General features: G+C 70.7%; 13 protein-coding genes and 1 tRNA gene. 11 read left to right on the forward strand and 3 right to left on the reverse strand.

What is annotated here, in order from left to right; translation table 11 throughout:
- Window positions 1–2: 2 nt before the first annotated feature.
- The 6 genes from DDE18_RS09320 (at window position 3) to DDE18_RS09345 (ending at window position 6,173) form a co-directional block, all read left to right on the forward strand.
- The gene (locus tag DDE18_RS09320; protein ID WP_116571948.1) at window positions 3–332 is read left to right on the forward strand and encodes an antibiotic biosynthesis monooxygenase family protein; all 330 of its coding nucleotides are present in this window, start codon (window positions 3–5) and stop codon (window positions 330–332) included.
- Between the two features lie 84 nt (window positions 333–416).
- A complete protein-coding gene (locus DDE18_RS09325; RefSeq protein WP_116571949.1) occupies window positions 417–1,817 on the forward strand; it encodes a glycine--tRNA ligase in 1,401 nt (466 codons plus the stop codon).
- A 26-nt stretch (window positions 1,818–1,843) separates the two neighbouring features.
- A complete protein-coding gene (locus DDE18_RS09330) occupies window positions 1,844–2,509 on the forward strand; it encodes a hypothetical protein (RefSeq protein WP_116571950.1) in 666 nt (221 codons plus the stop codon).
- A 39-nt stretch (window positions 2,510–2,548) separates the two neighbouring features.
- Window positions 2,549–3,727, forward strand: a complete 1,179-nt coding sequence (gene dusB / locus DDE18_RS09335) for a tRNA dihydrouridine synthase DusB (protein WP_425437553.1) — start codon at window positions 2,549–2,551, stop codon at window positions 3,725–3,727.
- Between the two features lie 170 nt (window positions 3,728–3,897).
- Entirely contained in the window at window positions 3,898–4,860 is a 963-nt protein-coding gene (locus tag DDE18_RS09340; RefSeq protein ID WP_116571952.1) for a VldE C-terminal domain-containing protein, read from the forward strand.
- 32 nt (window positions 4,861–4,892) lie between these two features.
- Window positions 4,893–6,173, forward strand: coding sequence for a deoxyguanosinetriphosphate triphosphohydrolase (locus DDE18_RS09345; RefSeq protein ID WP_116571953.1), 1,281 nt, complete (start codon window positions 4,893–4,895; stop codon window positions 6,171–6,173).
- Here DDE18_RS09345 and DDE18_RS22625 read toward each other — a convergent pair.
- A complete protein-coding gene (locus DDE18_RS22625) occupies window positions 6,094–6,423 on the reverse strand; it encodes a YtxH domain-containing protein (protein ID WP_133241196.1) in 330 nt (109 codons plus the stop codon). The genes DDE18_RS09345 and DDE18_RS22625 overlap by 80 nt on opposite strands.
- Window positions 6,424–6,520: 97 nt before the next feature.
- Here DDE18_RS22625 and dnaG point away from each other — a divergent pair, with 97 nt between their 5' ends.
- The 3 genes from dnaG (at window position 6,521) to DDE18_RS09360 (ending at window position 9,039) form a co-directional block, all read left to right on the forward strand.
- Window positions 6,521–8,413 (forward strand): DNA primase, encoded by a 1,893-nt coding sequence (gene dnaG, locus DDE18_RS09350; RefSeq protein WP_116571954.1) that lies wholly within the window; start codon window positions 6,521–6,523, stop codon window positions 8,411–8,413.
- A complete protein-coding gene (locus DDE18_RS09355; protein WP_211754479.1) occupies window positions 8,410–8,913 on the forward strand; it encodes a hypothetical protein in 504 nt (167 codons plus the stop codon). Before dnaG ends, DDE18_RS09355 begins: the two co-directional genes overlap by 4 nt.
- A gap of 50 nt (window positions 8,914–8,963) precedes the next feature.
- Window positions 8,964–9,039 (forward strand) — tRNA-Asn (locus DDE18_RS09360).
- A 135-nt stretch (window positions 9,040–9,174) separates the two neighbouring features.
- On the opposite strand, the gene DDE18_RS09365 is transcribed toward DDE18_RS09360, so the two are convergent.
- Window positions 9,175–9,933 (reverse strand): DeoR/GlpR family DNA-binding transcription regulator, encoded by a 759-nt coding sequence (locus DDE18_RS09365; protein ID WP_116572025.1) that lies wholly within the window; start codon window positions 9,931–9,933, stop codon window positions 9,175–9,177.
- A gap of 26 nt (window positions 9,934–9,959) precedes the next feature.
- The gene (locus DDE18_RS09370) at window positions 9,960–11,912 is read right to left on the reverse strand and encodes a PTS mannitol transporter subunit IICBA (RefSeq protein WP_116571955.1); all 1,953 of its coding nucleotides are present in this window, start codon (window positions 11,910–11,912) and stop codon (window positions 9,960–9,962) included.
- A 211-nt stretch (window positions 11,913–12,123) separates the two neighbouring features.
- On the opposite strand from DDE18_RS09370, the gene DDE18_RS09375 reads away from it, so the two are divergent.
- Window positions 12,124–13,182: a zinc-dependent dehydrogenase gene (locus DDE18_RS09375; protein WP_116571956.1), complete on the forward strand. Its 1,059-nt coding sequence runs from the start codon at window positions 12,124–12,126 to the stop codon at window positions 13,180–13,182.
- A gap of 195 nt (window positions 13,183–13,377) precedes the next feature.
- Window positions 13,378–14,433 (forward strand): PP2C family protein-serine/threonine phosphatase, encoded by a 1,056-nt coding sequence (locus DDE18_RS09380; RefSeq protein WP_133241197.1) that lies wholly within the window; start codon window positions 13,378–13,380, stop codon window positions 14,431–14,433.
- The last annotated feature ends 18 nt before the right edge of the window (window positions 14,434–14,451 follow it).

Consider the following 14,451-nt stretch of genomic DNA (forward strand, 5'->3'; position numbering starts at 1 on the left):
CCGTGCTCGTCGTGACCCGCTTCCGGGCCCCCACCGCCGGAGTGGAGGCGGCGGCCACCCTGCGCGCAGGCCTGGAGAAGGCGCTCGAGGTGCTGGCGACCAAGCCCGGACACCTGGGCGGCGAGGTGGGGCGCAACGTCGACGAGCCCGACCTGTGGGTGCTGAGCACCCGGTGGCAGAACGTCGGCTCCTACCGCCGCGCGCTCTCGTCGTACGAGGGCAAGCTGCTCGTGCAGCCGCTGATGGTGCACGCGCTCGACGAGCCGAGCGCCTACGAGGTCGTCGAGCCCGGGACCGACCTCAACGTCGCTGATCCCCGCTCTATAGGCTGAGCCGCGTCGCCGGCAGCCAGCCGGTGGTCTCGAGATGGTCGCTGCGCGACCTCCTCGACCAGCGAAGCGAAAGTGAGCTCCACCATGGCCAAGGCCCCCGCCACGACCCTCGACAACGTGGTGTCCCTCGCCAAGCGGCGAGGCTTCGTCTACCCCTGCGGTGAGATCTACGGCGGCACGCGCTCCGCCTGGGACTACGGCCCGCTGGGCGTGGAGCTCAAGGAGAACATCAAGCGCCAGTGGTGGAAGGCGATGGTGACCGCCCGCGAGGACGTCGTGGGCCTGGACTCCTCCATCATCCTGCCGACCCGCACCTGGGAGGCCTCGGGCCACCTGGAGACGTTCACCGACCCGCTGGTCGAGTGCCAGTCGTGCCACAAGCGCTTCCGCGAGGACCACCTGCAGGAGGACTACGCGACCAGGAAGGGCCTGGACAATCCGGACGACGTCGACATCAACGAGTCGGTCGCCTGCCCCAACTGCGGCACCCGCAACGCGTGGACGCCGCCTCGCAACTTCCAGATGATGCTCAAGACCTACCTCGGCGTGATCGAGGACGAGTCGGGCCTGCACTACCTGCGTCCCGAGACGGCGCAGGGCATCTTCCTGAACTTCCAGAACGTCGTGACGAGCAGCCGCAAGAAGCCGCCGTTCGGCATCGCCCAGATGGGCAAGAGCTTCCGCAACGAGATCACGCCCGGCAACTTCATCTTCCGCACGCGCGAGTTCGAGCAGATGGAGATGGAGTACTTCGTCAAGCCCGGCGAGGACGAGGAGCTGCACCAGTACTGGATCGACGAGCGCACCCGCTGGTACACCGACCTCGGCATCAACCCGGACAACCTGCGCCACTACGAGCACCCGAAGGAGAAGCTCAGCCACTACTCGAAGCGCACCGTCGACATCGAGTACCGCTTCGGCTTCTCCGGCCGTGACTTCGAGGAGCTCGAGGGCGTCGCCAACCGAACCGACTTCGACCTGAGCCAGCACTCGAAGTTCTCCGGCCAGGACCTCTCCTACTTCGACCAGGCCGCGGGCGAGCGCTACATGCCCTACGTCATCGAGCCCGCCGCCGGCCTGACCCGCAGCCTGATGGCCTTCCTCGTCGACGGGTACGCCGAGGACGAGGCGCCCAACACCAAGGGCGGCGTCGACAAGCGGACCGTGCTGCGCCTCGACCCGCGCCTGGCACCGGTCAAGGTGGCGGTCCTTCCGCTGTCGCGCAACGCCGACCTGTCGCCCAAGGCCCGCGACCTCGCCGCGGAGCTGCGCCGCAACTGGAACGTCGAGTTCGACGACTCCGGTGCCATCGGCCGCCGCTACCGCCGCCAGGACGAGATCGGCACGCCCTACTGCGTGACCGTCGACTTCGAGACCCTCGATGACAACGCGGTCACCGTGCGCGAGCGTGACTCGATGAGCCAGGAGCGGATCAGCCTCGAGGGCATCACGCGCTGGTTCGCGGAGCGGCTCATCGGCTGCTGAGGCACGGCGCAGGCACAATGCCTCCCATGCAGCGTGCCTCACTCCTCGCGTCCGCCCTGGTCCTGACCCTCGCCGCCTGCGGCGGGGGCGAGGAGCCCGCCGAGAGCGACGCGTCCGGCACTCCCTCTGCGACCGCCACCGAGCCGGCCGCCGCTGACGAGGCGGGCTACCCCGTGGGCACCGAGGGCCTGGAGCTCACCGAGCCGGGCACCACGCTGGACCTGGGAGAGCGGGCGACCGTCGCCTGGCAGGTCGGCGGCGGTGAGGTCGGCGTCGCGGAGCTGCGGGTGGACCGGGTCCGCGAGGTCACGCTCGAGGAGCTCGAGGGCTGGGTGGCCGACGGCTCGATGAAGGAGTCGCGCCCCTACTTCGTCGATGTCACCGTGGAGAACGCCGGGGAGACCGACCTCGGTGGCCAGGAGGTGCCCGTGCTCCTGATGGACAGCAACGGCGTCCTCGGCCCGCCGTGGTCCTTCGGCGGCCAGTTCAGGCCGTGCAACAGCGGGCCGCTGCCCGGGTCCTTCGAGCCTGGGGAGAAGAAGGCGCTCTGCCTGGTCTACCTCGCCCCGCAGGGAGCCAGCATCGACGCGATGGCGTTTGCGCCGGTCGACGGCTTCGAGCCGATCCGGTGGACCGGTGACGTGCAGACGCCCGCCGACGAGAAGAAGCCCAGGGGCAGGAAGCAGCGCTGAGTTTGGGCTGGCCGCCCTGCTCCGCCGACAATGGGGCGCATGTCCGCCCTGCCCACCGAGCTCGTCCTCGGCTCCGTCCGCGTCGACACCCCCGTGGTGCTCGCGCCGATGGCGGGCATCACCAACGCGGCCTACCGGCGGCTTTGCGCTGAGCAAGGGGCCGGCCTCTACGTCTGCGAGATGATCACGAGCCGGGGCCTGGTCGAGGGCGACGAGACCACGAAGAAGATGCTGGTCTTCGACGAGCTGGAGTCGATCCGCTCGGTCCAGCTCTACGGCACCGACCCGGTCTACGTGGGCAAGGCCGTGGAGATCCTCTGCGGTGAGTACGGCGTGGCGCACGTCGACCTCAACTTCGGCTGCCCGGTCCCCAAGGTGACCCGGAAGGGCGGCGGCGGGGCACTGCCCTGGAAGCGTGGCCTGCTGGCCGAGATCCTCATCTCCGCGGTGGCCGCGGCGTCGGCGTACGACGTGCCCGTCACGATGAAGACCCGCAAGGGCCTCGACGACGACCACCTCACCTACCTCGACGCCGGCCGGATCGCCCAGGAGACCGGCACGGCGGCGATCGCGCTGCACGGGCGGACCGTCGAGCAGGCCTACTCCGGCCAGGCCGACTGGGACGCCATCGGCGAGCTGGTCGCCGCCGTCGACATCCCGGTGCTCGGCAACGGTGACATCTGGGAGGCCTCCGACGCCGTGCGGATGGTGGAGCAGACCGGCGCCGCGGGCGTCGTGGTCGGCCGTGGCTGCCTGGGTCGGCCGTGGCTGTTCCGCGACCTCGCCGCGGCGTTCGCCACGCCGGGAGGTCGCTCTCGACTCGGCTCGATCCAGGGAGCGGAGTCGAGACCCGTCCTGCCCAACCTCGGCGAGGTCCGCACCATGATGCGCCGGCACGCCGAGCTGCTCAGCGAGCACATGGGGGAGGAGCGGGGCTGCAAGGAGTTCCGCAAGCACGTCACCTGGTACCTCAAGGGCTTCCCCGCCGGCGGCGAGCTGCGGCGGGCGCTGGCGCTCGTCGACTCCCTCGCCACGCTCGACAGGCTGCTCGACGAGCTCGACCCCGAGGCACCCTTCCCGGTCGGCGAGCTGGGTGCGCCGCGCGGTCGTCAGGGGTCCCCGCGCAAGCGGGTCGTGCTGCCGGAGGGGTGGCTCGACGACGCCGACGGCAGCGGCTGGCACGTGCAGGAAGACGCACACGAGGTCACGGGCGGATAACGGTTCGGACAACACTCGGTGACGGGGAACACGTGCGATGGTGACGCCCCGGATGCGGACTTGCCCGCGTGGCTGTGCTTGACTCATGCCTCGTGTGAGCGCCTGGCACCCCGAGATGCACCACCGCCGGCGCGCCACGACCCTGCACGCAACAGCAAAGGATCAGCGCTGTGGCCCAGCATCGCCACAAGCGGGACGCCAATGCCCGCCGTACGACCCCCCACGACCAACCCCCCGTCCGCAAGTCCCGAATCCCCCAGCTCGCCGGCTCCCTCGCAGTCCTTGCGACCGTCGGTGCCGTCAGCCTCGGCGTGGTGACTTCGGCCCCCGAGATCGGCGAGCAGTCCGACCTGTTGGCGTCCTCCGCCACCGGCTCCGTCTCCAACGCGCTCTCCACGGACAGCCTTCGCCGCGAGACCACCGTCTCCCGCTCCCAGTCCCGCGCCCTCGGCCGCCAGTCCGAGCGTGCCCTCGACCGCTACCAGGCCATGCTGGCCGCGAAGCGCGAGCGCGCCGAGGCCAGGCGGGAGGCCGAGCGGGAGGCGGCCGCGACCGAGCGCGCGGTGAGGAACGCGGACACCAGGCTCTGGACCACCGAGGACCTCAACCTCTGGACCGCCCCGGATGGCGGCCGGCAGGTCGGCACCCTCGACGCGATCGAGAAGGTGCTGGTCACCGGCCGCAAGGCCGGCGGTCGCGTCGAGCTCGTCGTGGGCGGCGAGTCGCGCTGGGTGTCCGCGGGCTACCTGTCCGACGAGAAGCCCGACCCGGGCCCGACGCTGGGCGGCTCCTGCACCAACGGCACCTCGGTGCCGAGCGGCGTCCACCAGGGCATCGTGCTGGTCCACCAGGCCGTCTGCGCCAACTTCCCGAGCATCACCTCCTACGGCACCTTCCGCGGTGACGGTGAGCACGCGGAGGGCCGTGCCGTCGACATCATGGTGAGCGGCTCGCTGGGCTGGGAGGTCGCCGAGTTCCTGCGCGCCAACTACGCCGCGCTCGACATCGAATACCTGATCTACAGCCAGCGCATCTGGTCCGTGGAGCGTGGGGGCGAGGGCTGGCGGGGCATGTCCGACCGCGGCTCGATCACCGCCAACCACTACGACCACGTGCACGTCACGGTCTACTGACCGTCGGTCCCGACGGCTAGGGTCGTCGCGCCATGCTCATCGACGACCTCTACGACGACGCCGCGCGCGAGCGCATCGTCGCCGAGCCGCCGAAGCGCGTGGACGCCCCGGTCCGCACGCCCTTCGAGCGCGACCGGGCGCGGGTCGTGCACGCGGCGTCGTCGCGCAGGCTGGCGGCCAAGACCCAGGTCGTCGGGCCGCAGACCGACGACTTCGTGCGCAACCGGCTGACCCACAGCCTCGAGGTCGCGCAGGTCGCCCGTGACCTGGCCCGGGCGCTCGGCTGTCATCCCGACATCGCCGAGACCGCGGCCCTGGCCCACGACCTCGGCCACCCGCCCTTCGGCCACAACGGCGAACGCGCGCTCGCCGAGCTGAGCCAGGGGATCGGCGGCTTCGAGGGCAACGCCCAGACGCTGCGGCTGCTGACCCGGCTCGAGGCCAAGACCTTCGGCCCCGACGGCCGCTCCGCCGGGCTCAACCTCACCCGGGCCACCCTCGACGCCTGCACGAAATACCCCTGGCCCCGCGCCGAGGCGCCCGACCCCGGGGGAGTCCACGCCGACGGCACGCCCCGCCACGTCGTGAAGTTCGGCGTCTATGACGACGACCTGCCGGTCTTCGAGTGGCTGCGCCGCGGCGTCGAGGGCGACCGGCGATGCCTCGAGGCACAGGTGATGGACCTCGCCGACGACGTGGCCTACTCCGTGCACGACGTCGAGGACGGCATCGTCGCCGGCCGGCTCGACCTGACCCGGCTCGACCTCGACGCCCTCTGGGAGACCGTGCGGGCCTGGCACTTCCCCGACCTCGACGACGCCGAGCTCGAGTCCGCCCTCGAAGGGATGCGCCGCCAGGCCTCCTGGCCGCGCACGGCGTACGACGGCAGCAGGCGCAGCCTCGGCGCGATCAAGAACCTCACGAGCGACCTGATCGGCAGGTTCTGCGGCAGCGTGCAGGCGGCCACCTTCGCGGCCGCGGACGAGCCGCTGGTGCGGCACCGCGCCGACCTCGTCGTGCCCCGGGAGACGGAGCTGGAGATCGGCATCCTCAAGGGCATCGCGGCCCACTACGTCATGCAGGCCGAGGACCGGGTGGCGCTGATGGCACGGCAGCGTGAGCTGATGTCCGAGCTGGTCGAGGCGACGTGGGCGCGTGGTCCGGAGTCGCTCGACCGACCCTTCGCCGACGACTGGGCGGCGGCGGACGACGACGTCGCCCGCCGCCGCGTGGTCATGGACCAGGTGGCGTCGTTGACGGACGCGTCGGCGGTGGCTCGGCACCGGACGCTGACGCAGCGGGTCCCGACGTAGGCGGAGCCGACGTCGCCGACGAGGCCGACATCCCCGACGAGGAAGTCCCCGACGAGGTGAGCCGCTCCTTCATCGCGGGCGGTGCCTTCTCCTTGGCAAGGTCGACGGCCTGGTGCGCCTTCTCCTGCACGCGCGGGTCGTCCTTGACCTTCTCGGCCGCCCGCTTGAGCTGCTCGTAGCGCTCGCGTCCGGCGCGGGAGCCGAGGACGTAGCCGACAGCCCCGGCTGCCAGGGCCAAGAGCTTCTTCATGGATTCCTCCTGGGGGTCGTGGCCCGCCCGGTACCCACAGCAGCGGGTGTGGAAGCGCCCGCCCCGGGTGTGGGTGCGCGGCCGTAGACTCCGCCCCGTGGCAGGCCGGATCAGGGACGAGGACATCGCGGAGGTGCGCGAGAAGGCGCGCATCGACGAGGTCGTGTCGTCCTACGTGACGCTCAAGCGCGCGGGCGGCGGGTCGCTCAAGGGGCTCTGTCCCTTCCACGACGAGAAGTCGCCGTCCTTCCACGTGACACCCAGCCGCCAGATGTACCACTGTTTCGGCTGTCAGGAAGGCGGCGACGTCATCTCCTTCCTGATGAAGATCGACGGCACGAGCTTCATCGAGGCCGTCGAGCGCCTCGCGGACAAGTACGGCGTGCAGCTGAGGCGCGAGGACGACGGCTCGCCCGCCGAGCAGCGGCCGAGGGGGCCGGCGCGCGGGCGGCTGATCGAGGCCCACCGGGTCGCCCAGGAGTTCTACGCCGGCCAGCTCGAGACTCCCGACGCCCTCGCGGCCCGCCAGTTCCTCGCCTCACGTGGTTTCGACCAGTCTGCGGCAGCCACCTTCGGGGTCGGCTTCGCCCCACGGGACGGCGAGGCGCTGACCCGCCACCTGCGCCAGCGTGGCTTCTCCGACGAGGAGACGATCGCAGCCGGCCTCGTCGCCCAGGGCCGCTCGGCCTACGACCGCTTCCGCGGCCGTCTCCTGTGGCCGATCCGCGAGGCCAACGGCGACAACATCGGGTTCGGAGCGCGGCGGATCTTCGACGACGACAAGATCGAGGCGAAATACCTCAACACCCCCGAGACACCGATCTACAAGAAGTCCCACGTCCTCTACGGCATCGACCTGGCCCGGCGCGACATGGCCCGCACCTCACAGGCGGTCGTGGTCGAGGGCTACACCGACGTGATGGCGTGCCACCTGTCCGGCGTGACCACCGCCGTCGCCACCTGCGGCACCGCCTTCGGCGACGACCACGCCCGGGTGCTGCGCCGCTTCCTGCACGACCACGAGGAGTTCCGCGGCGAGGTCGTCTTCACCTTCGACGGTGACGCGGCCGGCCAGAAGGCCGCGCTCCGCGCCTTCCAGGGCGACCAGGCGTTCGCCTCCCAGACCTATGTCGCGGTCGAGCCCCGCGGCCTCGACCCGTGCGACCTGCGGGTCCAGGAGGGCGACGCCGCGGTCCGCGAGCTGATCGCCCGCCGGGTCCCGCTCTACCGCTTCGTCCTCACCAACGTGCTCGAGAAGTACGACCTCGACCGCGCCGACGGCCGGGTCGACGCGCTGCGCGAGGCCGCCCGGCTGGTGTCCAGCATCCGCGACAAGTCGAAAGTCGAGGCCTTCTCCCGCGAGCTGTCGGGTCTGATCGGCGTCGACGTCGAGGAGGCGCGGTCCGAGGTCCGCCGCGCCGCCGCGCGCGCCGCCCGCGGCGGCGACGAGCGTCGTACGGCGCCGACAGCGGCCGCGGAGGAGCCACCCCGGCGCCAGCTGCCCCACCTGCGCGACCCGAGGTTCGCCATCGAGCGCGAGACGCTCAAGCTGGTCATCCAGCACCCGGGCGCCGTCGGCGGCGTCATCTCGGGCGTCGGACCGGAGGACTTCACCCACCCGACCTACCGTGCCGTCTGGGAGGCCGTCGTGGCGGCCGGGGGAGTGACCGCGGCGGCGGCCGACCCGGGATGGGCGTCGCGGCTCCGCTCGGCGATCAACGACCCGGTCGTCTCGTCCGCGGTCAGCGAGCTCGGCGTCGAGCCCGTGCGCACCCAGGGCGACCCGGGCGTCCCCTACGTCGCTGCCCACGTCTACCGCCTCCAGGAGCTCACCACCATGCGGCGGATCGCCGAGCTGAAGTCCCGCCTGCAGCGCACCAACCCGGTCGAGCAGGCGACCGACTACAACCGGATGTTCGGCGAGCTCGTCGCGCTCGAGCAGCACCGCCGCACCTTGCGCGAGCAGGCCGTCGGGGTCTCGTCCTCGTGAGGTCGCTGCGCCGCGAGGCCGCCCCGATCGAGGTGGAGCCGGGGGAGCGGGTGCTGGCCTGGTGCCGCACCGACGACGGCCGCGTCATCGCCGGCACCCGTGACGCGCTCTACCTCGAGTCCGCGGCGGGGGGTGGGACCACGCGCCTGCCCTGGGAGCGCGTCGAGGCCGCCGACTGGGACCGGGACGCCGACCTCTTCCGCGTCGCCGAGGTCGGCTCGTGGGGCGAGGAGCGCCGGGAGCACGCGTTCGCCCTCACCGAGCCCGGCCGGGTGCTCGAGCTGGTGCGCGAGCGCGTCACCGCGAGCGTCGTCCTCCAGCGGCACGTGCCGGTCCGGGGCCGCCGCGGCCTGCGCGTGGTCGCCCGCCGCGCGCCCCGCGGTGACCAGCCGATCGCGTGGTTCTACGAGTACGACGAGGGCGTCGACCCCGACGATCCCACCGTCGCCGCGGCCGCCCGCCGGGCGCTCGCCGCGGCCCTCGACGAAGTGGGGCCCTGATTTCTCCTCACGGGGCTGGCCTTGCTAATGTCTGCCCTCGCTGCCAGCGGTCCCCCGTAGCTCAACTGGCAGAGCATGCGACTGTTAATCGCAGGGTTGTTGGTTCGAGTCCAACCGGGGGAGCCAAAGAGGGCCTCTGACCTGCGGAAACGTCAGGCAGAGGCCCTCTGAGCATGCCGAGAGGGTCTCCTGGGCTCAGCTGTCCGGGCAGCCCACGTGCACTCCCTTGGAGCGGTGCACTCCCTTGGTCGGGCACACAGGTCAGACTCGCAGCACCGAGGGCCCGAGGGCCTGCATCTCCTGCGCCTCGGCGACGGGCAGCTCGGTCCCCGTCACGATCGTCTCGAAGTCCGCGACCTCGGCGAACCGGCAGAAGCTGCTGCTGCCGAACTTCGAGTGCGCGGCGACCAGGACGCTGCGCCGCGACCGCTTGATGGCCTGCTGCTTGACTGCTGCGACCGCCGGGTCCGGGGTCGTCAGGCCGTGCTCGGCGGAGATCGCGTTTGTGCCGAGCACGGCCAGGTCGATCACGAGCATGCCGAGCATCTCCAGCGTCCAGTGGCCCACCGTGGCCAGCGTGCGCCCTCGCATCCGGCCGCCGAGCAGCAGCACCGTCACCCCGTCGCTGTCCGCCAGTGCCTCGGCGGCGAGCAGCGACGAGGTGACGACGGTCAGCTCCCGGTCGGCGAGCTCCTCTGCCACGAGTCGCGGGGTGAAACCCTCGTCGAGGTAGACGGTCTCCGCCCCGTGCAGGAGAGTCGCAGTCGCGGCGGCAATCCGTCGCTTCTGTGCGATGTCCACTCGGCTGCGGTAGTCGACACCGGACTCGAAGGCGGCGCTCTCCAGCGGGATCGCGCCCCCGTGGACCCGCTTGACGAGCCGCCGGTCGGCCAGCACCCGGAGGTCCCGGCGGATGGTCTCGGTGGCCACGCCGAGCTCGTCGGCGAGAGCGACCACCTCGACCCGTCCGCGGTGGCGGGTGTAGTCCAGGATCAGCGACTGCCGGCTCTCCGAGTCCACGGGGACAGTCTGGGCCATGGTGAGGTTCAGCCGCCGACCCGGTCTAGGACCGCCTTGATCTCCTGGGGAGTCCTCGCCGCCCGGAGCCGCTCGACCTCATCCCGGTCGACGAAGACCTGCGCGATCCGGCTCAGCAGGCCGAGGTGCTCGTCGCCGGTCCCGGCGATCCCGACCACGAACTCCACCGGACTGCCGTTCCAGTCGACCGGCTCGTCGTAGCGCACGAACGAGATCGCGGTGCGGTGGATGGAGCCCTTGGCCTCGTTGGTGCCGTGGGGGATGGCGAGGCCGTTGCCCATGTGGGTCGAGACGGACTGCTCACGCGTGTGCATCGCATCGACGTACGCCGGGTCGACGGCGCCGACGGCCACGAGCAGCTCGCCCGCTTGGGTGATCGCGGCGTCGCGGTCGGCGGGGGTTGCACCCAGCACGATCGACTCCTCGGCCAGCACCGAGGGCCCCTCGTCCACCGCCGTGGCCACCTGCACGTCTCCCCCGGGGGCGTTGGTCTGGCGCAGCAGCTCCACGATCTCGTCGTACCGCGGGCTGCCCATGAAGTTGTCGACCGAGATGTGCGAGGCCGACGGCGCCTTCAGGCGGGCGCGGTCGGTGAGGTCCTGGTGGCTGACGACCAGGTCCACGTCGTCGTCGAGGCTGGCGATCGCCTTGTTGCTCACGGTGACGTCGGCGAAGCCGGCCTCCTGGATCTTGCGGCGCAGCACCGAGGCGCCCATCGCCGATGAGCCCATGCCGGCGTCACACGCGAAGACGATGTGGTTCACCGGCGCACCCGCGACGGAGCCCACGAGCGTGGAGGACGCGATCGACTTCTTCCCCTTCATCGACTCCATGCTGGCGGTGGCGTGAACGAGCTCGTCGTCGGCCTCGACTGCCCTGTCGGTCTTGAGCAGGAACGCGGCGACCACGAAGGACACGGCCGCGGCGGCGAGCATCGAGAGGGTGACGCCGAGGAAGTTGGCCGTCTGGGCGTAGACCGCGAAGACCGAGCCCGGAGCGGCCGGGGCGCGCAGGCCCACGTCGAAGAGGACGTTGACGAAGACACCGGTCATGCCGCCAGCGATCATCGCGAGGATCAGCTTGGGCTTCATCAGCACGTAGGGGAAGTAGATCTCGTGGATGCCGCCGAAGAAGTGGATGATCGCCGCGCCTGGCGCGGAGGCCTTGGCCAGGCCCTTGCCGAAGAGCGCGTAGGCGAGCAGCAGGCCCAGGCCGGGGCCGGGGTTGGCCTCGAGCAGGAACAGGACCGACTTGCCGGCCTCGGCGGCTTCCGCCGTGCCGAGCGGGGTCAGTACGCCGTGGTTGATCGCGTTGTTGAGGAAGAGGACCTTGGCCGGCTCGATGATGAGCGAGGTCAGCGGCAGCAGCCCGTTGTCGACCAGGAAGTCGACGCCCGCGCCGAGCTTGTCGGCGATGAACGTGACGATCGGGCTCATGATGAAGAAGCCGAACGTGGCCAGGATGCCGCCCCAGATGCCGGCCGCGAAGTTGTTGACGAGCATCTCGAAGCCGGGCTTGATCTTGCCGTCCCACAGGGCGTCGATGTGCTTCATCGTCCATCCGCCGAGCGGGCCCATGATCATGGCGCCCATGAACATCGGGATCTCCGTGCCGGCGATGACCCCCATGGTGGCGATCGCGCCGACGACGCCGCCGCGGGTGTCGTAGACGATCTTGCCGCCGGTGTAGCCGATGAGGATGGGCAGCAGGTAGGTGATCATCGGGCCGACGATGCCGCCGCCGTCCTCGTCCCAGCCGCCGATCTTCGCGACCCAGCTGTCCGGGCTGTCACCGATGCCCAGCTCGGGCAGCCAGCCCACCTCGATGAAGAGGGCGGTGATCAGGCCCCAGGCGATGAACGCTCCGATGTTCGGCATGACCATGTTCGACAGGAACGTGCCGAACTTCTGTACGTGGACCCGGGCGCCGACCCGGGCTGCAGCAGGGGTGGTGGTGGACATTCTCGGTTCCCTCCAAGGGACTCGGGCCGGCGGGTGACGCCGATCACATGCGGGCCAGTAAACCTCACATTCGGGCACTCTGCCAAGCATCTGGGCAGAATTGGGCGGCAAAAGATGTGGTTTTCTGCCCGGATTGCCGTTACGGTGGGGTTGCCGCGCTCCGCCTGCCCTCCTCTCTCGCGGCGTCGTACACCGGAAGGAAGAGACATTCATGAAGGCCCTGCGCTTCTACGCACCCGACGACGTCCGGCTCGAGGATGTCCCTGAGCCGGAGTGCGGCCCCGACGAGGTCAAGCTCCGCGTCCGCAACTGCTCCACGTGCGGCACGGACGTCAAGATCCTCCACAACGGCCACCAGAACCTCACACCGCCTCGGACGATCGGGCACGAGATCGCCGGTGAGGTCGTCGAGGTCGGCTCGGCAGTCAACGCGGCCTACGGCAGCGAGTGGCAGGTCGGCGACCGAGCCCAGGTCATCGCCGCCGTGCCCTGCGGTGACTGCCACGAGTGTCGGAAGGGCTGGATGGCGGTCTGTCAGAACCAGACCTCGGTGGGCTACCAGTACGACGGTGGCTTCGCCGAGTACATGATCGTGCCGCGGCAAGTGCTCAAGGTCGACGGGCTCAACCGCATCCCCGACAACGTGGGGTACGACGAGGCGTCGGCCGCCGAGCCGTTCGCGTGCGCGATCAACGCACAGGAACTGCTCGGGATCGAGGAGGGTGACACCGTCGTCGTCTTCGGCGCCGGTCCGATCGGCTGCATGCACATCCGCATCGCCCGAGGGGTGCACCGGTGCGGCCCCGTCTACCTGGTCGACGTCAACACCGAGCGGCTGCAGATGTCGGCTGACGCGGTCCAGCCCGACGCGGTGATCAACGCGGCAGAAGTCGACGTGGTCGAGCGCGTGATGGAGCTCACCCGCGGTCGCGGCGCCGACGTCGTGATCACCGCAACCGCTGCGAACGTCACCCAGGAGCAGGCCATCGCGATGGCCGCCCGCAACGGACGGATCTCGTTCTTCGGCGGTCTGCCAAAGACCAACCCGACCATCACCTGCGACTCCAACGTCGTGCACTACCGCCAGCTGCACATTCACGGCGCCAACGGTTCGGCGCCCGAGCACAACAAGCGGGCGCTGGAGTACATCTCCACCGGCCAGGTCCCCGTGAAGGACCTGATCACTCGGCACATCGCCCTCGAGGACGTGATGGACGCGTTCTCGATCGTGAAGAACGGCGAGGCCATCAAGGTCACCGTCGAGCCCTGACCTGGGGCCCGCCGACGTGACGGCAGACACCGGGTCGAGCGACTGGTGCGTCACCTCGGTCAAAGGCCCGCCGGGACGGGCGCTGCTGCGTTAGCGTTGGTCGCGATCCGCGGGTGCAACATCTCCCGGCGGCGGGTGGAAGGGCAGCCGAGGATGAGAGCTGGAGCGAGCACGGCGGGGACGGCGCTCGCCGCCTTGACGTTGCTGGTCCTGGTGCTCCTCGATCTCGCGATTCCCGATGCGTCAATCGCGTTGTCGCCGCTGTTCGCGCTCGCACCGCTGATCGCTTGCTCGGTGCTGCCGGCGGAGCGCACCGCCGCGTTCGCGGCCGCCGCGTTGGTGGCCGCGGTCGGCTCTGGCGTGTGGAACGACCACTCCGTCACTCCGCAACATGTGGTCCGACTCGTAGACGTGGCGTTGATAGGTGTGGCCGCGGTCGTCGTCGCTGCGGTCCGGGTGCGCGGGGAGCGGCAGGTCGGCCGGCTCACCACGCTCGCCGAGGTGGCGCAGCAGGCGGTGCTGCCGGTCCTGCCCGCGCACGCTCGGCACACCGACATCGCGGTCCGCTACCAGGCCGCGGCCGAAGACACGGTGATCGGCGGCGACCTGTACGACTGCTACCACTCTCGTAGCCATACGCGGTTCCTGATCGGTGACGTGCGTGGCAAGGGGATCGAGGCGGTCGAGCAGGCCGCGCGCGTCATCCGGGCGTTCCGGCAGGCCGCGGCCATCCAGCCGGACCTCGACGCGGTCGCCGAAGACATGAGCGGCTACCTGATCCCGTTCTTCGACGAGGAGGAGTTCGTCACCGCGCTGCTGCTCGACACCACGGACCCGGCCCGGCCCCTCTGGGTCGACGCCGGGCACCCACCGCCACTGCTGGTCCGTCCCGACCAGACGTGTGAGTTCCTCGACACCGACGCGGACCTTCCGCTCGGGCTCGGGGAGCGTTACACCTGCCACGAGTTCGCCTGGCGGCCCGGGGACCGGCTGCTCTTGTACACCGACGGGGTGAGCGAGGCCCGCAACTTCAGCGGTGCATTCCTCGATCTGCGCGAGCTCGGACCGCTGCTCGTCGGCGGGCCGTTGGAGGCTGCGCTCGACCGCCTGCTGAACGCGGTCCGCGCGCACGCCGCGCGAGGCCAGCTGAGCGACGACGTGGCCGTGATGCTGCTGGAACACACCACGACGGGTGAGGAGTACCGGCCCTTGGCGGGCGAACACGACTGGCGCACCTCGCTGCCCCGGTGACCCGCGACCCGTGGGGTC

This window comes from Nocardioides gansuensis (assembly GCF_003076135.1).
Taxonomy (GTDB): Bacteria; Actinomycetota; Actinomycetes; order Propionibacteriales; family Nocardioidaceae; genus Nocardioides; species Nocardioides gansuensis.

Excerpts from the sequence above, each read along its gene's own strand:
- DDE18_RS09325 (WP_116571949.1), top strand. The coding sequence starts at position 417 with ATGGCCAAGGCCCCCGCCACGACCCTCGACAACGTGGTGTCCCTCGCC.
- DDE18_RS09345 (WP_116571953.1), top strand. The coding sequence starts at position 4,893 with ATGCTCATCGACGACCTCTACGACGACGCCGCGCGCGAGCGCATCGTC.
- DDE18_RS22625 (WP_133241196.1), bottom strand. The coding sequence starts at position 6,423 with ATGAAGAAGCTCTTGGCCCTGGCAGCCGGGGCTGTCGGCTACGTCCTC.
- DDE18_RS09370 (WP_116571955.1), bottom strand. The coding sequence starts at position 11,912 with ATGTCCACCACCACCCCTGCTGCAGCCCGGGTCGGCGCCCGGGTCCAC.
- DDE18_RS09330 (WP_116571950.1), top strand. The coding sequence starts at position 1,844 with ATGCAGCGTGCCTCACTCCTCGCGTCCGCCCTGGTCCTGACCCTCGCC.
- dusB (WP_425437553.1), top strand. The coding sequence starts at position 2,549 with ATGTCCGCCCTGCCCACCGAGCTCGTCCTCGGCTCCGTCCGCGTCGAC.
- DDE18_RS09375 (WP_116571956.1), top strand. The coding sequence starts at position 12,124 with ATGAAGGCCCTGCGCTTCTACGCACCCGACGACGTCCGGCTCGAGGAT.